Origin of the sequence: Pseudomonas sp. NPDC087690, assembly GCF_044743175.1 — a bacterium.
Taxonomy (GTDB): domain Bacteria; phylum Pseudomonadota; class Gammaproteobacteria; order Pseudomonadales; family Pseudomonadaceae; genus Aquipseudomonas.
Genome location: NZ_JBIUVX010000015.1, coordinates 68350 through 84157, shown reverse-complemented (window position 1 = coordinate 84157; position 15808 = coordinate 68350). Strand labels below are relative to the sequence as shown.

12 protein-coding genes are annotated in these 15808 nt (G+C 61.2%); 9 read left to right on the top strand and 3 right to left on the bottom strand.

What is annotated here, in order from left to right:
• Positions 1 to 35 precede the first annotated feature (35 nt).
• Complete coding sequence (locus ACIPIZ_RS16570) at positions 36 to 1220, top strand: DUF3142 domain-containing protein (RefSeq protein WP_122660298.1); 1185 nt, start codon at positions 36 to 38, stop codon at positions 1218 to 1220.
• Complete coding sequence (locus tag ACIPIZ_RS16565; protein ID WP_401166125.1) at positions 1207 to 3345, top strand: hypothetical protein; 2139 nt, start codon at positions 1207 to 1209, stop codon at positions 3343 to 3345. Before ACIPIZ_RS16570 ends, ACIPIZ_RS16565 begins: the two co-directional genes overlap by 14 nt.
• Here ACIPIZ_RS16565 and ACIPIZ_RS16560 read toward each other — a convergent pair.
• Positions 3342 to 3971 (bottom strand): LysE family translocator, encoded by a 630-nt coding sequence (locus ACIPIZ_RS16560; RefSeq protein WP_401166123.1) that lies wholly within the window; start codon positions 3969 to 3971, stop codon positions 3342 to 3344. The genes ACIPIZ_RS16565 and ACIPIZ_RS16560 overlap by 4 nt on opposite strands.
• A 143-nt stretch (positions 3972 to 4114) precedes the next feature.
• Here ACIPIZ_RS16560 and ACIPIZ_RS16555 point away from each other — a divergent pair, with 143 nt between their 5' ends.
• Positions 4115 to 4588 (top strand): Lrp/AsnC family transcriptional regulator, encoded by a 474-nt coding sequence (locus ACIPIZ_RS16555; RefSeq protein WP_053125245.1) that lies wholly within the window; start codon positions 4115 to 4117, stop codon positions 4586 to 4588.
• Positions 4589 to 4673: 85 nt separating this feature from the next.
• On the opposite strand, the gene lpdA is transcribed toward ACIPIZ_RS16555, so the two are convergent.
• The gene (gene lpdA, locus ACIPIZ_RS16550) at positions 4674 to 6074 is read right to left on the bottom strand and encodes a dihydrolipoyl dehydrogenase (protein WP_401166121.1); all 1401 of its coding nucleotides are present in this window, start codon (positions 6072 to 6074) and stop codon (positions 4674 to 4676) included.
• A 211-nt stretch (positions 6075 to 6285) separates the two neighbouring features.
• Between lpdA and hflK (ACIPIZ_RS16545) the strand changes: the two genes are divergently transcribed.
• The 5 genes from hflK (ACIPIZ_RS16545) (at position 6286) to cfaB (ending at position 13649) form a co-directional block, all read left to right on the top strand.
• Positions 6286 to 8247: a protease modulator HflK gene (gene hflK / locus ACIPIZ_RS16545; protein ID WP_122855341.1), complete on the top strand. Its 1962-nt coding sequence runs from the start codon at positions 6286 to 6288 to the stop codon at positions 8245 to 8247.
• Positions 8244 to 9284, top strand: a complete 1041-nt coding sequence (gene hflC / locus ACIPIZ_RS16540; protein ID WP_122660294.1) for a protease modulator HflC — start codon at positions 8244 to 8246, stop codon at positions 9282 to 9284. The genes hflK (ACIPIZ_RS16545) and hflC overlap by 4 nt, the downstream gene beginning before the upstream one ends.
• Positions 9281 to 10330, top strand: a complete 1050-nt coding sequence (gene hflK, locus ACIPIZ_RS16535) for a protease modulator HflK (RefSeq protein WP_122855340.1) — start codon at positions 9281 to 9283, stop codon at positions 10328 to 10330. Before hflC ends, hflK (ACIPIZ_RS16535) begins: the two co-directional genes overlap by 4 nt.
• Positions 10327 to 12237, top strand: a complete 1911-nt coding sequence (locus tag ACIPIZ_RS16530) for a heavy metal translocating P-type ATPase (protein ID WP_401166118.1) — start codon at positions 10327 to 10329, stop codon at positions 12235 to 12237. Before hflK (ACIPIZ_RS16535) ends, ACIPIZ_RS16530 begins: the two co-directional genes overlap by 4 nt.
• 224 nt (positions 12238 to 12461) lie before the next feature.
• Complete coding sequence (cfaB, locus tag ACIPIZ_RS16525; RefSeq protein ID WP_253481255.1) at positions 12462 to 13649, top strand: C17 cyclopropane fatty acid synthase CfaB; 1188 nt, start codon at positions 12462 to 12464, stop codon at positions 13647 to 13649.
• Positions 13650 to 13680: 31 nt separating this feature from the next.
• Here the strand turns inward: cfaB and cls are convergent, their stop codons facing one another.
• Complete coding sequence (gene cls, locus ACIPIZ_RS16520; protein ID WP_401166115.1) at positions 13681 to 15120, bottom strand: cardiolipin synthase; 1440 nt, start codon at positions 15118 to 15120, stop codon at positions 13681 to 13683.
• A 132-nt stretch (positions 15121 to 15252) separates the two neighbouring features.
• Between cls and ACIPIZ_RS16515 the strand changes: the two genes are divergently transcribed.
• Complete coding sequence (locus tag ACIPIZ_RS16515) at positions 15253 to 15771, top strand: DUF3617 domain-containing protein (RefSeq protein WP_034152149.1); 519 nt, start codon at positions 15253 to 15255, stop codon at positions 15769 to 15771.
• Positions 15772 to 15808 lie beyond the last annotated feature (37 nt).

Below are 15808 nucleotides of genomic sequence, written 5' to 3'. Positions count from 1 at the left end.
CCTTGCAGCCTGGTGGTGTCAGGGGTTTGGAAGGTATGCGCTTTATTGTCGGGCTGCTTTTGGGATTGTTGCTTTCGGGTTGCGAGCAGCACGACGCGCCACCCCTCGACCAACAACTCTACATCTGGCAACGCCAATGGATGCCGGCCCATGAGGCCGCATTGCGCGACAGCCATGCTGACTTCTCGACACTGCGCGTGCTCGCGCTGCAAGCCTTCCCGAATGCCGGATGGAGCAGGGCGCTGATAGACGCACCGCTATTGAAAGCCGATGGCCGTCCGCTGATTGCGGTGATCCGTCTCGACGGCCAGCTCAAGTCGCTGGATCAGGATCAACTCACCACGCACATCCTTCAACTGCTCGCCGATTGGCAGGCCCAGGGTCTGACGCTGAGTGGCGTCGAAATCGATCACGATGCCGGTAACGCCCGTTTGCCGGATTACGCCGAATTCCTCAAACATCTGCGCTCGGCATTGCCGACGACCCTGCCACTGAGCATCACTGCACTGCCGGCCTGGCTCGACAGTGCGCAACTGCCTGCACTTCTGCAAACCGTCGACAGCAGCGTGCTGCAAGTCCACGCCGTCAGCGATCCGCGCCGGGGCCTGTTTGATCCTGATCAGGCGTTGAAGTGGGCCAAGGCCTGGGCGCGAATCACCGATAAACCGTTTTATCTCGCGCTGCCGGCCTACGGTGTGGCGCTGTTGCCGGATGACGGGGGGGCGCCGCTGGTGGAAAGCGAAGTGCAGCTCGAGCGCGGTGGCGAGCGTCGGGAGCTGCTCGCCGATCCCCTGCAATTGCGGCAACTGGGCAAGACCTTGCGAAACGAGCCGCCAGCGCATCTGGCCGGGTTGATCTGGTTTCGCCTGCCGCTGGCCAATGATCGTCGCGCCTGGAGCCTGACCACGTTGCGCGCCGTGGCACGGGGCGAACAATTGGTCAGCCGGCTCGGCGTGACATTCAGCGAACACAACGGTCTCTACGACATCAAACTCGACAACCCCGGTAACCTCGACAGTGCCTGGCCGGCGAAAATAACGTTGAAGGCGAAAAGCTGTGAAGGCGCCGATGCGCTCGCCGGTTATGCATTGCAACAAGGCCCGGATCTGCTTACCTTCACCCGCCTGCGCGACGGCCGCTTGCCGGCGGGCGGGCAACGCGCCATCGGTTGGGCGCGCTGTGCACATATTGATCAAGGAGGTTCGCATGTTGACCCGTAACTGGCCCCGCCATCTGCTCTGTCTGAGCCTCTGCGTGCCGCTGGGGTCGGCGCTGGCCTGCGGCCCCGACTTCCCGATGCGCCTGCTCGACAATCGCGGGCAAACCCTGGCCGATCTGCCGGAGGGCAACTTCAATTTCGAACTCAGTCGCCTCGGCAAAGCCATTGCCGGGCTGAAGAACGTTACGGCTGCGACGCACAATCCCAACGATATGTACGGCGAAGAAAACGAAGCTGCCGAGGCGCGGGAGAAAGCTGAACAGCTGGGTTTGAGCACCGAGCAGCAAGTGCTGGTCAAGCAACTGCGCGGGCTGACCGATGCGCATCAGGTCGAGGTGCAGGGCGCGAGCCTGCCGGCGGAAGTCCGTTTGTACGTGGCCGGCGCAGTCGCGTTTGCCACGGGCAATCATCAACTCGCCGTCGAATATTTCAACAAGCTGCTGGCGCTGCCTGCTGATCAGCGTCCGTTGCGCAGCACTTGGGCTGCGTATTCTCTCGGGCGTACGTTGTTCGCCATGAGCAGCGAGGCCGGAGATAAGGTGGTTGCGCTGGAGCGATCGCGTGATGCGTTCCGTCAGGCCCGGCAACTGAGCATCGACGGTTTCAGCGATCCGCTGGAATTGGGCGTCGCCAGTCTCGGCGAAGAAGCGCGGGTGGTGCGCGCTGCGGGCGACTGGAACGGCGCCATCGAATTGTATGAAGCGCAGAATCTGCACGGTTCCGCCGTGGGTTACACCTCGCTCAAGCAATTGATGAATGAACTGGCGGAATTGCCCGAGGCCGAACTGGCCGAATTGCTTCAGCACAAATCGGTGCAGCAACTGGTCACGGCGTCCTTGGTCAGTCGCCAAGGCTGGTCGTTTGGCGACGAACCGCCGAACGAAAAGAAACTGGTGAAGCTGCTGCAAAACAGCACCCGTGGCAGCCTGGAAAATGCTGATCGTCTGGCGGCGATGAGTTATCAACAGGGCGATTACGTGGGCGCCAAGGCCTTCCTCGAAAACGCCGGCGACGGCGGACTCGCGTGGTGGCTGCGAGCGAAACTGGCGGTGCGTGACGGCGATAAAAATGGCGCTGCTGCTGCCTACTCGAAAGCCGCGCAAGCTTTCCCGCAGAAAGAAGATTGGGGTTATCGCCGCACTCCGGACTGGGCCTACGAGAGCCTGCAGCCGAAATGCCGGGTCGAAGGTGAAAGCGCGATTCTCGCCCTGCAGCGCGGCGAATACCTGCAAGCGTTCGTGCAGCTGTATCGCAGCAACAGCACTTACTGGTTCGATGCAGCGACGGTGGCCGAGCGCGTGTTGACCGTCGATGAGCTGAAAAAATACGTCGACGATAACGTGCCGGCGCCACCTGCGCTGACTCAGCAGGAGCGCGATAACTACGTGCCGTTGCCCGTCGCTGCCAGCTTGCGCAATTTGCTCGGTCGGCGCTTGCTGCGCGAAGGGCATTACGCCGATGCGGTCGGCTATTTCGATAATCCAGACCTGCAAAACAAGGCTCGGCTTTACGGTCAGCAACGCTTGAAAGCCGACTCGGCGTGGTGGCCGACCAAACGCGCCGGTGCGCTGTATAACGCGGCGTGGACGGCGCGGGAGTGGGGCATGGACATTCTCGGTTACGAGATGGCGCCGGACTACGCCACGTTTGGTGGCAACTATTCACTGGAAGGCGCCGAGCTGAAAGTCGGTCCGCTGGTTTCTGAGTCCGAAGTAAAACGTCAGCAGGCCAGCGAAGCGAAACCGGATCAGCGTTATCACTATCGTTTTGTCGCCACCGAACTCGCCAGTCGCGCCGCCGACAACCTGCCGCACACCAGTCAGGCGTTTGCCGCCGTGCTGTGCAACGCAGCGGGCTGGAACAGCAGCCTGGAAGATCAAAGTGCGCTGTATCAGCGTTACGTCAAGGAAGGCCCGTTCGTGCCGTGGGCGGTGGATTTCGGTAATCAATGCCCGTATCCGGATTTCGAAAACGCCGATAAGCGCTACGTCACCCAGGTCACCGATGCCGCGCGCTCCTCGCTACGGCCGTACAAGTGGCCAGTGCAGATCGGCGCGATGGTGTTGGTCAGCGCTGCTACGTTGCTATTGATCACGCGTCGCCAGCGCAAGGCCCGTAAAGGCTAAGCCTGCTGGACGAAGGTCAGGCGCACCGCAAAGCCGATCAACAGGCTGCCGAACAGCCATTGTTGAACCCGTTGCGCCGTTGGACTGTGTTGCAGCCAACGGCCCAGCGCGGCACCGGTCAAGGCGTAAGCGCAATCGAACAACAGACCGATGCCGACCAGCAGTGCGCCGAGCAGGGCAAACTGGCTCAGCACCGGTGCGCCGTTGGCGACGATGAACTGCGGCAGCAGCACCGAGCAGAACAGCAGGGCTTTGGGGTTGAGAAGGTTGGTCAGCAAACCGCGACGGATCGCTTCGCGCCATTGGTCATGGGTATCGGCGACATCGGCTGTGGTCAGGTTCGGCAGCAGTGTGCTGCGCAGGCATTGAATGCCGACCCACAGTAGATACGCCGCCCCCGCCAGCCGCACCACTTCGAACGTCCACGGCGCTGCTTTGAACAACGCCGCCAACCCCAACGCCGCTAACGCCACATGACAGCCCCGGGCAACCGCCAGCCCTATCGCGGTGGCCAATGCCGCACCGCGCCCCTGACGCGCGCCGGTTTGCAGGAGCAGGATCATGTCTGGGCCGGGCAGCAGAAAAACCACCGCCAATGCCAGGAAAAACAGCCAGAGACTCGCCATGGTTCAGTCCTTTCGTTGTCGATTCGGTAGGGCCAGTCTAGGGCTGAAGGGTAGGGCAGGTGCTTGCGTAGTCGGCTTCAAAAGCCGTTGGATTTGGCATAACCTGCTGGTTTTCCGCACGATACTATCGAGATCTGCCAACCATGAAACTGGACGCCTTCGACCGCAAAATCCTCGCCGCCCTGCAACGGGACGGGCGCCTGAGCAACGTCGAACTGGCGGATGAAATCGGCTTGTCGGCTTCACCGTGTTTGCGCCGGGTGCGGATGCTGGAAGAGGCGGGGGTGATTCGCGGCTATCAGGCCAATCTGGATCGTGACGAAGTCGGTTTGGGGCTGACGGTGTTTGTCGGGGTCAAGGTCGAGCGCCACAACGATGAACAGGCCGAGGCTTTTTACGCAGCGGTGACGGCATTGCCGGAGGTGATTTCAGCGTTTCTGGTGTCGGGTGAATCGGATTTTCTGCTGCAAGTGGTGGTGCCGGATTTGCGCGCGTATGACCGCTTTCTCAGTGGCTGCCTGTTGAAGTTGCCGGGGGTGAGCGACATTCGCAGCAACTTTGCGATTCATACGGTGAAGACGCCGGGGGCGTTGCCGCTCGGACATCTTCCGGCCTGACAAGCAAAGATCGCAGCCTTCGGCAGCTCCTACAGGGGGGCGCATTTCATGTAGGAGCCGCCGAAGGCTGCAATCTTTTGATTTTCTACATCTGCGTCGCCATCCCCTCGACATTCATCGCCGCCTGGCGCAACGCTTCCGAGCGTGTCGGATGCGGGTGGCACGTCAGCGCAATGTCCTCCGCCGACGCACTGAACTCCATCGCCACACAATATTCGCCAATCATTTCACTCACGCTCGGTCCCACAAGATGCACGCCGAGTACTTCATCCGTGCGCTCGTCGGCGAGGACTTTGGCAAAGCCCTCGGTTTCATGGTTGATCTTCGCCCGGCTGTTGGCGGTGAACGGAAACTTGCCGACCTTATACGCGCGGCCCTCGGCCTTGAGCTGCTCTTCGGTTTTACCGACGCTGGCCAACTCCGGTTTGGTATAGATGACGTTGGGGATCAGGTCGTAGTTGACCTCGCCGGCCTTGCCGTGGATCTGCTCGACGCAGGCCATCGCTTCATCTTCCGCCTTGTGCGCAAGCATTGGCCCGGACGTCACATCGCCGATCACCCAGACGCCAGCGGTTTCGGTGCGATGCTGTTTGTTGGCAAGCATCCCGCGCTTGTCGGTGCTCAAGCCGACGTTCTCCAGGCCCAAGCCTTGGGTGTACGGGCGACGACCGATGGCCACCAGCACGTAATCCGCTTCGATCAGTTCAGCCGTTCCGCCTGCTGCGGGCTCGACGCTGAGCTGCACGCCGTTGGCCGAAGCTGTTGCGCTGGTGACTTTCGAACTCAACCTGAAGGCGATGCCCTGTTTGCTCAGCGAGCGTTGCAGGGTTTTGCCTGCCTCGCCATCGACGCCGGGGCAGATGCGGTCAAGGTATTCGACCACGGTCACCTGCGCGCCGAGGCGGCGCCATACCGAACCCAACTCCAGGCCGATCACGCCGGCACCGATCACCACCAGATGCTTGGGCACCTCACTCAGCGACAGCGCGCCGGTGGAGTCGAGGATGCGTTGGTTGTCGATCTCGACGCCGGGCAGAGGAGTGGGCTCGGAGCCAGTGGCGATGATGATGTCTTTGGCGGTCAGCTCGACTTTGCTGCCTTGAGCGTCAGTGACCGTGACTTTGCCCGGCCCATCGATGTGGCCCCAGCCCTTGATCCAGTCGACCTTGTTCTTGCGAAAGAGAAACTCGATGCCTTTGGTCAGGCCGCTCACGCTCTCGTCTTTCTGTTTCATCATTTGCGCGAGGTTCAGCGTCGGTTTGACCTCGATGCCGAGGTTGGCGAACTCTGCACCCATGGCCGCGTCGTACAGCTCTGACGCATGCAACAGGGCTTTGGACGGCATGCAACCGACGTTCAGGCAGGTGCCGCCGAGGGTCGCCCGGCCTTCCACGCAGGCGGCCTTGAGGCCCAACTGGCCGGCGCGAATCGCCGCGTTATAACCACCGGGACCGCCGCCCAGAATCACTACGTCATAGTTGCTCATGCGCTTGCTCCTGATTGATGGATGCGGATCGCTAAAAGTAGCTGTCGATAAAAATTACGAACGTAATATGTGCGCTCCCGGACATTTCGGTCAAGGCTTCAGGCAAGCGACAGGTTGAGCGTCTTTGAATACGCGTAATTGTGTACGAATATTTCACGCTTTTCGTTATATCGTAACGCTATGCACAGCGAGCTAAAGACATTGGGGTGATATGCAAGTTGATCTGGAGGTAGAAGGCACGCAAGTGACCGGACTGCCGCGCTTTCAGCAGGCGGCCACGCAGGGCAGACGACTGCGGCGCTGGGCGTTTGCCCTTGGCGGATTGGCCGGGGCGGGCTGGATGTTGGCGTTTTTTGTCGGGTTGTTTGCGCCGCAATCATTGTGGCTGCCGCTGTTGGTCAATCAGAGCGCGGCGGTGCTGGTGCTGGTCGCCGGGCTGCAATCGGCGTGGTGGGTGACGCAGTGGCGTGCGCGGGTGATAAATCCTGTCGGGCTGACACCGATTGGCGAAGATCAACAGTCTGCGCCTGAAGGTTGGTACGAGCGGCTCTTGGATCGTCTCAGTCAGCGCAGTTTGCACGTGCTCGGCCAGATCGGTGCTGCGACGCTGTGGTTGGGCGGTTGGGCCGTACTGGTGTCGCTGAGTATTGAACAGGTGTGGAACCTGTCATTGCCTGCCGCTGCGGTTGGATTGTCCGCCACGGTGGGGGCGGCGCTGGCATTACTGCTGGCGTTCGGCTTGCTGGTGCTGGAGCGCCAACTCGCTCAGGAAAATCCTGCGCAATGGCCGGAAGCGGGTGCATTGGCGCAACTGACGCGCGTTGCGATCATCAGTCTGGTGCTCGGTGCGTTGTGTTTGTTGTTCGCCGGTGAGAACGCCGTGTGGCCGGTTCGTGTCGCTGTTTTGATGGGTATCTTGCCGGGACTGGTAGCGATCGAGCTGCTATTGCGCGCCGTTCTTTCTATCTTCAGTCCGCGCCGCGAACAGCTTGAACCGACCCTGCTGGCGCGCAGTTTTGTTGCCGATATGCTGCGCTGGCCGCCACAACCTTTGCTCGCGTTGCAGCATGAATTGCACAACCGCTTTGGCATCGATTTGCGGCAGATCTGGGCGTTCAGTTACATGCGCCGAGCATTTTTGCCGGTACTGGCGTTTGTCGCAGCAGTGGGCTGGTTGCTCACCGGCATCCATGAAATCCCCCTGCAGGGTCGCGGCATTTATGAGCGATTCGGCAAACCGGTGCAGGTGTTCGGCCCCGGGTTGCACACGGGTTTGCCGTGGCCGCTGGGCCGCGTGTTGATCGTCGAAAACGGCGTGGTGCATGAACTGGCAACCAGCGTCGGCGAAAATCCGGTACCGCCACAAGTCGATCCTGCTGAAGGCCCGGCGCCGTTCACCGCTAATCGCTTGTGGGATGCCAGCCACGTCAATGACAAGTCGCAAGTCATCGCCAGCAGCCGTGGCGATCAGCAGAGCTTTCAGATCGTCAACATGGACGTGCGCTTCGTCTATCGCATCGGCCTGACTGATCAGGCGGCGCTGGCCGCAACCTACAACAGTGCCGATGTACCAACACTAATCCGCAGCACCGCCAGCCGGATTCTGGTGCACGACTTTGCTTCGCGCACGCTCGACGGTTTGCTCGGTGAAGACCGGGTAGGGTTGGGCGAGGAGATTGGTCGTGCGGTGCAACGTGATCTGCAGCAACTCAACAGTGGCGTGGAAATTCTCGCCACGGTCGTCGAAGCCATTCACCCGCCGGCCGGTGCCGCCAATGCTTATCACGCGGTGCAGGCGGCGCAGATCGGCGCGCAGGCGTTGATCTCCCGCGAGCGTGGCGCAGCGGCCGAAGCCAGTAATCAGGCGCAATTGCAGGCCAGCCTCGCTCGCGATCAGGCCAGCGCCAATGCCCGCGAAACCAGTGCCACGGCGCAGGCGGCGGATCTGAAATTCAGCGCCGAACAAAAAGCCTACGCCAGTGCCGGTCAGGCCTTCGTGCTGGAGCAATACCTCGGTCAGCTCAGCCAAGGCCTGAGCAAAGCCAAATTGCTGGTACTCGATCATCGTCTCGGCGGCAGCAGCAATGCGCCAACCATCGACCTGCGGACCTTCACGCTGCCGGCTGACCCGACGCCCGCGCGCACCACCGCTCAACCAGGAGTCGCCCATTGAGCCAGTCGCATACACACGAATCGCATGATCACAGCGGCCACGATCATGGCCACGGCGGACATCATCACCATCATGGGCACCATCACCACGGCGCGCCGGAAGAGGCGGGGCCTTTCCCGTGGCGGCGCATGGGCTGGGCGGTGTTGCTGGTGGCGTTCGCCATCGCAGCGGCGAGCCTGGTGCAAGTGCGTTCCGGCGAGGCCACGGTCATTACCCGCTTCGGTAATCCGTCGCGGGTACTGCTTGATCCGGGTTTGAGCTGGCGCTGGCCGGCGCCGTTCGAGGCGGCGATCCCGGTCGATTTGCGTCTGCGTACGACGTCCAGCGGCTTGCAGGATGTCGGCACCCGCGACGGTTTGCGCATCATCGTTCAAGCTTACGTGGCGTGGCAGGTGCAGGGGGATCCGGACAACGTGCAGCGTTTTATGCGCGCGGTGCAGAACCAGCCTGACGAAGCGGCACGGCAGATTCGCACCTTTGTCGGCTCGGCACTGGAAACCACGGCGAGCAGTTTCGATTTGGCGAACCTGGTCAATACCGATGCCAGCCAGGTGCGCATCGCTGATTTCGAAGCGCAGTTGCGCCAACAGATCGATCAGCAATTGCTCGCGACCTATGGCGTACGTGTTGTGCAAGTCGGTATCGAACGGTTGACCTTGCCGTCAGTGACGCTCACAGCCACGGTCGATCGCATGCGCGCCGAGCGTGAAACCATCGCCACCGAACGCACGGCGATCGGCAAACGTGAGGCGGCACAAATCCGTTCCGCTGCCGAACGCGATGCGCGAATTGTGCAAGCCGATGCCACGGTGAAAGCTGCCGAAATCGAAGCGCAATCTCGCGTTGAAGCCGCGCAGATTTACGGCCGTGCCTACGCCAGTTCTCCGCAGCTGTACAACTTGCTGCGCTCGCTGGACACCCTCGGCACCATTGTCACGCCAGACACCAAACTAATTCTGCGCACCGACGCCGCGCCATTCCGCGTGCTGGTCGACGGCCCGCCGACACTCGACAGCAAACCCGGATCGCAGCCATGAGTGAAGAAGTTCCACGTGGAACACATTCGCTGAACCGCCCTTGGATTCAGGCTGGTCGTTTGGCATTTTTTGCCCTGTACGCAGTAACGGTGTTGGCCGCGCTGGCTTGGGCGTTCTCTAATGTGCGGCAAATCGACCCGCAAAATCGCGCCGTGGTTTTGCATTTTGGCGCGCTCGATCGCGTACAAAACGCCGGTCTGCTGTTGGCGTGGCCGCAGCCCTTTGAACAGGTGGTTTTGCTCCCAGCAGCGGATCGAGTGATAGAACGCCGAGTGGAAAACCTGTTGCGCAGCGATGAGGCGCTGAAGGCTGATCGCGTCGCTTCGTTCGCCACACCGTTGAGCGATGCGCTGGCCGGATCTGGTTATTTATTGACCGGTGATGCCGGCGTGGTGCAACTGGATGTGCGGGTCTTTTACAAAGTCACCGACCCTTACGACTTCGTCCTGCAGGCCGATCATGTGCTGCCAGCACTGGATCGATTGGTCACCCGCAGCGCCGTGGCACTGACGGCGGCACGGGATCTGGACACCATTCTGGTCGCTCGCCCGGAATTGATCGGCGCAGATAATCAAGCGGCGGAACGCCGTGAAAGGTTGCGCGGTGATCTGGTGCAAGGCATCAACAAACGCCTCGCCGAGTTGAAGGCGAGCGGGCAGGGCATCGGCATCGAAGTGGCGCGGGTCGATGTGCAATCGAGTCTGCCTGACCCTGCCGTAAGCGCGTTCAACGCAGTGTTGACCGCCAGCCAGCAAGCCGACAAAGCCGTGGCCAACGCGCGCACCGACGCCGAGAAACTCACTCAGGCGGCGAATGAACAAGCCGACCGCACGCTGCAGGTGGCTCACGCGCAAGCCGGTGAACGCTTGGCCAAAGCCTCGGCTGATACGGCCACGGTGTCGAGTCTGGCCAGCAGCACCGATGCGCAAATGCTCCTGCGCCTTTATCGCGAGCGCATGCCGAAGATTCTCGGCCAGGCCGGATCTGTGACCACGGTCGATCCGAAAGACGATTCCCGTTTGATCATTCAGGGAGCCAGTCAATGACTGCGACCACCGCCGCACCGAGCCTGTTGTCCTCGGCTGAACAACGCCGCGCCGCTCGGCAACTGACACTCGCCATGCTTGCGTTGGGCCTGTTGGGTCTGGGTTTGATCTGGCGTTGGCTGGTGCCGGAGCAAACCGGTGTCAGCCAATTGCTGCTGGGTTTTGCTTCTTTATTAGTCGCCGTGCCGGTAATGCGCTCGGCGTGGTACAGCCTGCGCTATCCAAGTCTGCACGGCATCACCGATCAACTGATCGCTTTGGCCATGCTTGGTGCCTGGGCGACCGGCGATCTGCTGACGGCGGCGCTGTTGCCGATCATCATGATCTTCGGCCACGTGCTGGAAGAGCGCAGCGTCATCGGTTCGCAGGAGGCGATTCATGCGCTCGGCCAACTGACGCGCAGCCACGCGCGCAGAGTTCAGGCGGATGGTTCGATCATCGAAGTAGACAACGGCACACTGAAGTCCGGCGATTGCGTCGAGGTGCGCGCAGGTGATCGGGTGCCGGCAGATGGGCGGGTGTTGTCCGGTCAGGCGAGTCTCGACACGGCTTCGATTACCGGCGAATCAGTGCCCGTCGAGGCGAGCGTCGGCATGACGGTGTTCGGCGGTGCGATCAACCTTGATGGCCTGCTGCGCATCGAAGTGACCCGCACGGGTGATGAATCGACCCTGGGCAAAGTCATCGCGCTGATGCAAAACGCCGAACGCTCGAAACCGCCGATCACCCGTTTGCTCGAACGTTATGCCGGTAGCTACATGGTGCTGGTGTTGCTGCTCGCTGCGGTGACCTGGTTCGTCACCAACGACGCACAAGCGATGCTCGCGGTGTTGGTCGCGGCGTGCCCGTGTGCGCTGGTGTTGTCGGCACCGGCCACGGCGATTGCCGGTGTGGCGGTCGCGGCGCGGCATGGGATTCTGATCCGCAGCTCGGCGTTTCTTGAGGAACTGGCTGACCTCACGTCGCTGGTGGTCGACAAGACTGGCACGCTGACTTACGGCACTTTGCGCCTGCAATCGATCAACAGTGCTCAAGCGGACAACGCTACCGTGATGGCGCTGGCCGCCAGCCTCGGCGCGGCCAGCAGTCATCCGGTCAGTCGCGCATTGGTCGGGTTGGTCAGCCCGGAGCACTGTGTGCCTTTAGCCGACATTCACGAGCGCCAGGGCCTCGGTGTCGTTGCCATGACCGGGCAGGGCGAAGCGGCGCTCGGGCGACCGGAACTGTTCGCGCAACTTGGCGTCACCACCACAACGGTGCCCGAACACGACGGGCCGATTGCCGGACTGGCCCTGAACGGTGAGTTTCTGGCCTGGCTGCTGCTGGCCGATAGCGTCAAACCGGAAGCCCGCTTTGCCCTTGCTGAGTTGCGTGAACTGGGGCTGGGTCGACAACTGTTGCTGACGGGGGATCGGCACAGCGTGGCTCAGTCGCTGGCACGGGACGTCGGTTTGCACGAGGTCGAAGCGCAAGCCTTGCCGGAAGACAAACTCAATCGGGTGCTCAAGGAAATCGACAACGGCTTCCGGCCGATGGTGGTCGGTGACGGCATCAATGACTCGCTGGCGTTAAAGGCAGGCGTGGTCGGCGTGGCAATGGGCGCGGGCGGGGCGGACATCGCACTGGCCTCGGCGGACATTGTGCTGATCGGCAGCGACCTGCGCCGCCTCGGCACCTGCGTACGCCTCAGCCGTCAATGCCGGAGGACGCTGCAGGTCAACGTCATCATCGGTCTGGGCTGGACGCTGGTGATCGTCGTGTTTGCGGCATTTGGCTGGCTCGGTGCTGCCGGGGCGATGATCGCTGCGTTGTTGCATAACCTCAGTACGTTGCTGGTACTCGGCAACGCCGGGCGATTGCTGCGTTTTCAGGAGCCGGTGCTCAAGCTCAAGGAGGAAATCGTTTGAACTCTTCGACCCCCACGCTGCATTGGCTGAACTGTGCGCCGCGTTAGCAGTCATTTAGGGTGAGGGCGCGCCGCTGCAAGCTGTTAGCGGGTTGAAACAGTAGTTTCAGGAAGGCTTGCTGGAGCGTCTGCAACGATAGTTTTGGCTAATCAAATCGATAGCCTGCTATTTTTCCAGGATGGTCTACCCTCAGATCTGACGGTCTGAAACAAGGGGGATTTTCCATGCTCGCGCAACTTCCACCGGCCTTACAGAATCTGCAGCTGCCGCTTCGCCTGCGACTCTGGGACGGCCATGAGTTCAATCTGGGGCCGACGCCCAGCGTCACCATCGTGGTCAAGGACCCGCAGATGGTCACCCAGTTCACCCACCCAAGCCTTGATGCGCTGGGAGCGGCATTCGTCGAAGGCAAGCTTGAACTGGAGGGCTCGATCAGCGAAGTCATCCGGGTCTGCGACGAATTGAGTAATGCGTTGCTCGGCGACGATGACGACAATCAGCCGGTACGGGCCTTGCACGACAAGGAAACCGACGCCAAAGCCATTTCCTACCACTACGACCTGTCCAACGCGTTCTACCAGCTCTGGCTGGACAGCGACATGGCGTATTCCTGCGCGTATTTCGAAACGGGCAGCGAATCCCTCGAGCAGGCGCAACAAGCCAAATTCCGCCATTTATGCCGCAAGCTGCGTTTGCAGCCGGGCGAATACCTGTTGGATGTCGGTTGCGGTTGGGGCGGGCTGGCGCGGTATGCCGCGCGAGAGTTCGGGGCGAAAGTCTTCGGCATCACCCTGAGCAAGGAACAACTGGAACTGGCGCGCGAGCGAGTCAAAGCCGAGGGCCTGGAAGACCAGATCGAACTGCAACTGCTCGACTATCGTGATCTGCCCCAAGACGGGCGCTTCGACAAGGTGGTTAGCGTCGGCATGTTCGAACACGTCGGTCACGCCAATCTGGCCGAGTACTGCAAGACCCTGTTCGGCGCGGTGAAGGAGGGCGGGCTGGTGATGAACCACGGCATCACCGCCAAGCACACCGATGGCCGTCCGGTGGGACGCGGTGCCGGGGAATTCATCGAGAAGTATGTGTTCCCCAACGGCGAGTTGCCGCACCTGTCGATGATTTCAGCGGAGATCAGCGAAGCGGGGCTGGAGATTGTCGACGTCGAAAGTCTGCGCGTGCACTACGCGCGCACGCTGGATCACTGGAGCGAGCGGCTGGAGGACAACCTTGAAGCCGCGGGCAAACTGGTGCCGGATCAGGCCCTGCGCATCTGGCGTTTGTACCTGGCTGGTTGCGCCTACGCGTTTGCGCGCGGCTGGATCAATCTGCACCAGATCCTCGCGGTGAAGGCGCACGCGGATGGCAGCCATGAACTGCCATGGACGCGGGACGACATCTATAACCCATAAGCGGCTTCCCTCTCCGTGTGGGAGAGGGGGTTCAGAGAATCGGTGAAATCAGCCGGGCGATCCGCATGCCGAGTTGTTGCAGGCGGTGGATCTCCCGGCTTTCTTCTTTGGCGACTTCATAGGCTTGCTCGAAATCCTGATTGAGCATCTGTTCCACGCTGGCAGCGAAGTCGCTGTCGACCGTCAGCAGCATCACTTCGAAGTTCAGGCGGAACGAGCGGTTGTCCAGATTGGCACTGCCGATGGCGCTGATTTCGCTGTCGATCAACACCACTTTCTGATGCAGGAACCCGGGTTCATAGCGGAACACGCGCACGCCTGCACGCACCGCTTCAAAGGCATAAAGGCTGGAGGCGGCATAAACGATGCGGTGATCGGGGCGCGACGGCAGCAGCAACCGCACATCGACGCCGCGCAGTACCGCCAGTCTCAGCGCGGCGAACACCGCTTCATCGGGGATGAAATACGGGCTGGTGATCCACACCCGTTCGGTCGCCGCATGGATCGCCTCGACGAAGAACAGCGAGCAGGTTTCGTAGGCGTCTGCCGGGCCGCTGGCAAGCAGTTGGCAGAGCACGCCGTCGTCAGGGTATTCATCAGGCAGGATCAGCGGCGGCAGGGTGCGTGCGGCCCAGAACCAGTCTTCGGCGAACGACTCCTGCATGCACGCCACCACCGGGCCACGGACTTTGACGTGGGTATCGCGCCACGGTGCCAGCGGTGGTTTCTCGCCCAGGTATTCGTCGCCGACGTTATGCCCGCCGACAAATCCCACCACGCCATCGACCACGACGATTTTGCGGTGATTACGGAAATTGACCTGAAAGCGATTGAGCCAGCCGCTGCGTGTAGCGAAGGCTTTCACTTCGACGCCGCCATCGCGCAGTGTCTGCACATAACTATGGGGCAGGGCGTGGCTGCCGATGCCGTCGTAGAGCAAGTGAATCGAGACGCCTGCGGCGGCCTTCTTCAGCAGCAAATCGCGCAGGCGTTGGCCAAGTCGATCGTCGTGGATGATGAAAAACTGGATCAGCACGGCTTCTTTCGACTGATCGATCGCCTGAAAAATCGCATCGAACGTGGCGGTGCCGTTCACCAATAGCTGCACTTCATTGTTGGCCAGGCACGGCATACGCCCCAGTTTGGGCATTGCGCGTAACGAGGCGTAGGCACTGGAGGCGCGCGCGGTGAGGGCTTCTTCCACCCATGGGCGCCAGTTCAGTTCTGAGATCGCCTGACGCATTTGTTCGTTGGCCTGGCGCCGTGCCTTGATGTAGCCATCGAAGGTGCTGCGACCGAACACCAGGTACGGAATTAGCGTGAGGTAGGGAATGAAGATCAGCGACAATGCCCAGGCGATCGAGCCTTGAGCTGTGCGCACGGTGAGCACCGCATGAACGGCGGCGATCAAGCCGAGGGTGTGTATCAGGGCGATCAGATAACCGAAAATGTGCGGTCCAAAATAATCCATGGGGCAGCCTTGCTCCGGAAGATTCAATGCTTAACAGACCATGTTCTGTCGCGAATGTCGCTATTTAATTGGTGCATGAACCGAAGCAACCGGCCGACGTCTAACGGCCACTACTGATCAGGAGTTTTTTCGATGAACGTTCGTCTGCTGGGTTTGGCGCTGGGCCTGGGTTTGGCATTACCGGTGGTTGCGCAGGCGCAGATGCTGCAGCCGGGGCTGTGGGAAATGACATCGAGCAACGTCAAGGTCGATGACCAGCCGATGGATGTGCAATCGATCCTCGGTCAGTTGCAAGGGCAGATGACCCCGCAACAGCGCGCAGCGCTGGAGAAGAACGGGATCAATATCGGCGGTAAGGGCATCCGTGCCTGCCTGACGCCTGAACAGGTGGCGACCAACGATATCCCGCTGGCCGATCCGCAATCGGGCTGCAAACAGCAGATCACCGACCGCACCGGCAACCAGTGGAAATTCCGCTTCAGTTGCCCGAAAGCGCAGGGCACCGGGGTGGCGACGTTCCTCAGTGATCGCGAGTTCACCACCGTGGCCAACGGCACGTTCAACGCGATCGGGATCAATCAGAAGGGCAGCCTGGAAACCCGTGCTGTCTGGCTGGGCCAGGATTGCGGCGCCGTTAAACCCCGCGCCTAAAACATCCCCTGTAGGAGCTGCGGCACGCTGCGATCCT

Bases quoted from the DNA above. Each gene is read 5' to 3' on its own strand.
- ACIPIZ_RS16570 (WP_122660298.1), top strand. From the start codon at position 36: ATGCGCTTTATTGTCGGGCTGCTTTTGGGATTGTTGCTTTCGGGTTGC.
- ACIPIZ_RS16565 (WP_401166125.1), top strand. From the start codon at position 1,207: ATGTTGACCCGTAACTGGCCCCGCCATCTGCTCTGTCTGAGCCTCTGC.
- ACIPIZ_RS16560 (WP_401166123.1), bottom strand. From the start codon at position 3,971: ATGGCGAGTCTCTGGCTGTTTTTCCTGGCATTGGCGGTGGTTTTTCTG.
- ACIPIZ_RS16555 (WP_053125245.1), top strand. From the start codon at position 4,115: ATGAAACTGGACGCCTTCGACCGCAAAATCCTCGCCGCCCTGCAACGG.
- lpdA (WP_401166121.1), bottom strand. From the start codon at position 6,074: ATGAGCAACTATGACGTAGTGATTCTGGGCGGCGGTCCCGGTGGTTAT.
- hflK (WP_122855341.1), top strand. From the start codon at position 6,286: ATGCAAGTTGATCTGGAGGTAGAAGGCACGCAAGTGACCGGACTGCCG.
- hflK (WP_122855340.1), top strand. From the start codon at position 9,281: ATGAGTGAAGAAGTTCCACGTGGAACACATTCGCTGAACCGCCCTTGG.
- ACIPIZ_RS16530 (WP_401166118.1), top strand. From the start codon at position 10,327: ATGACTGCGACCACCGCCGCACCGAGCCTGTTGTCCTCGGCTGAACAA.
- cfaB (WP_253481255.1), top strand. From the start codon at position 12,462: ATGCTCGCGCAACTTCCACCGGCCTTACAGAATCTGCAGCTGCCGCTT.
- cls (WP_401166115.1), bottom strand. From the start codon at position 15,120: ATGGATTATTTTGGACCGCACATTTTCGGTTATCTGATCGCCCTGATA.
- ACIPIZ_RS16515 (WP_034152149.1), top strand. From the start codon at position 15,253: ATGAACGTTCGTCTGCTGGGTTTGGCGCTGGGCCTGGGTTTGGCATTA.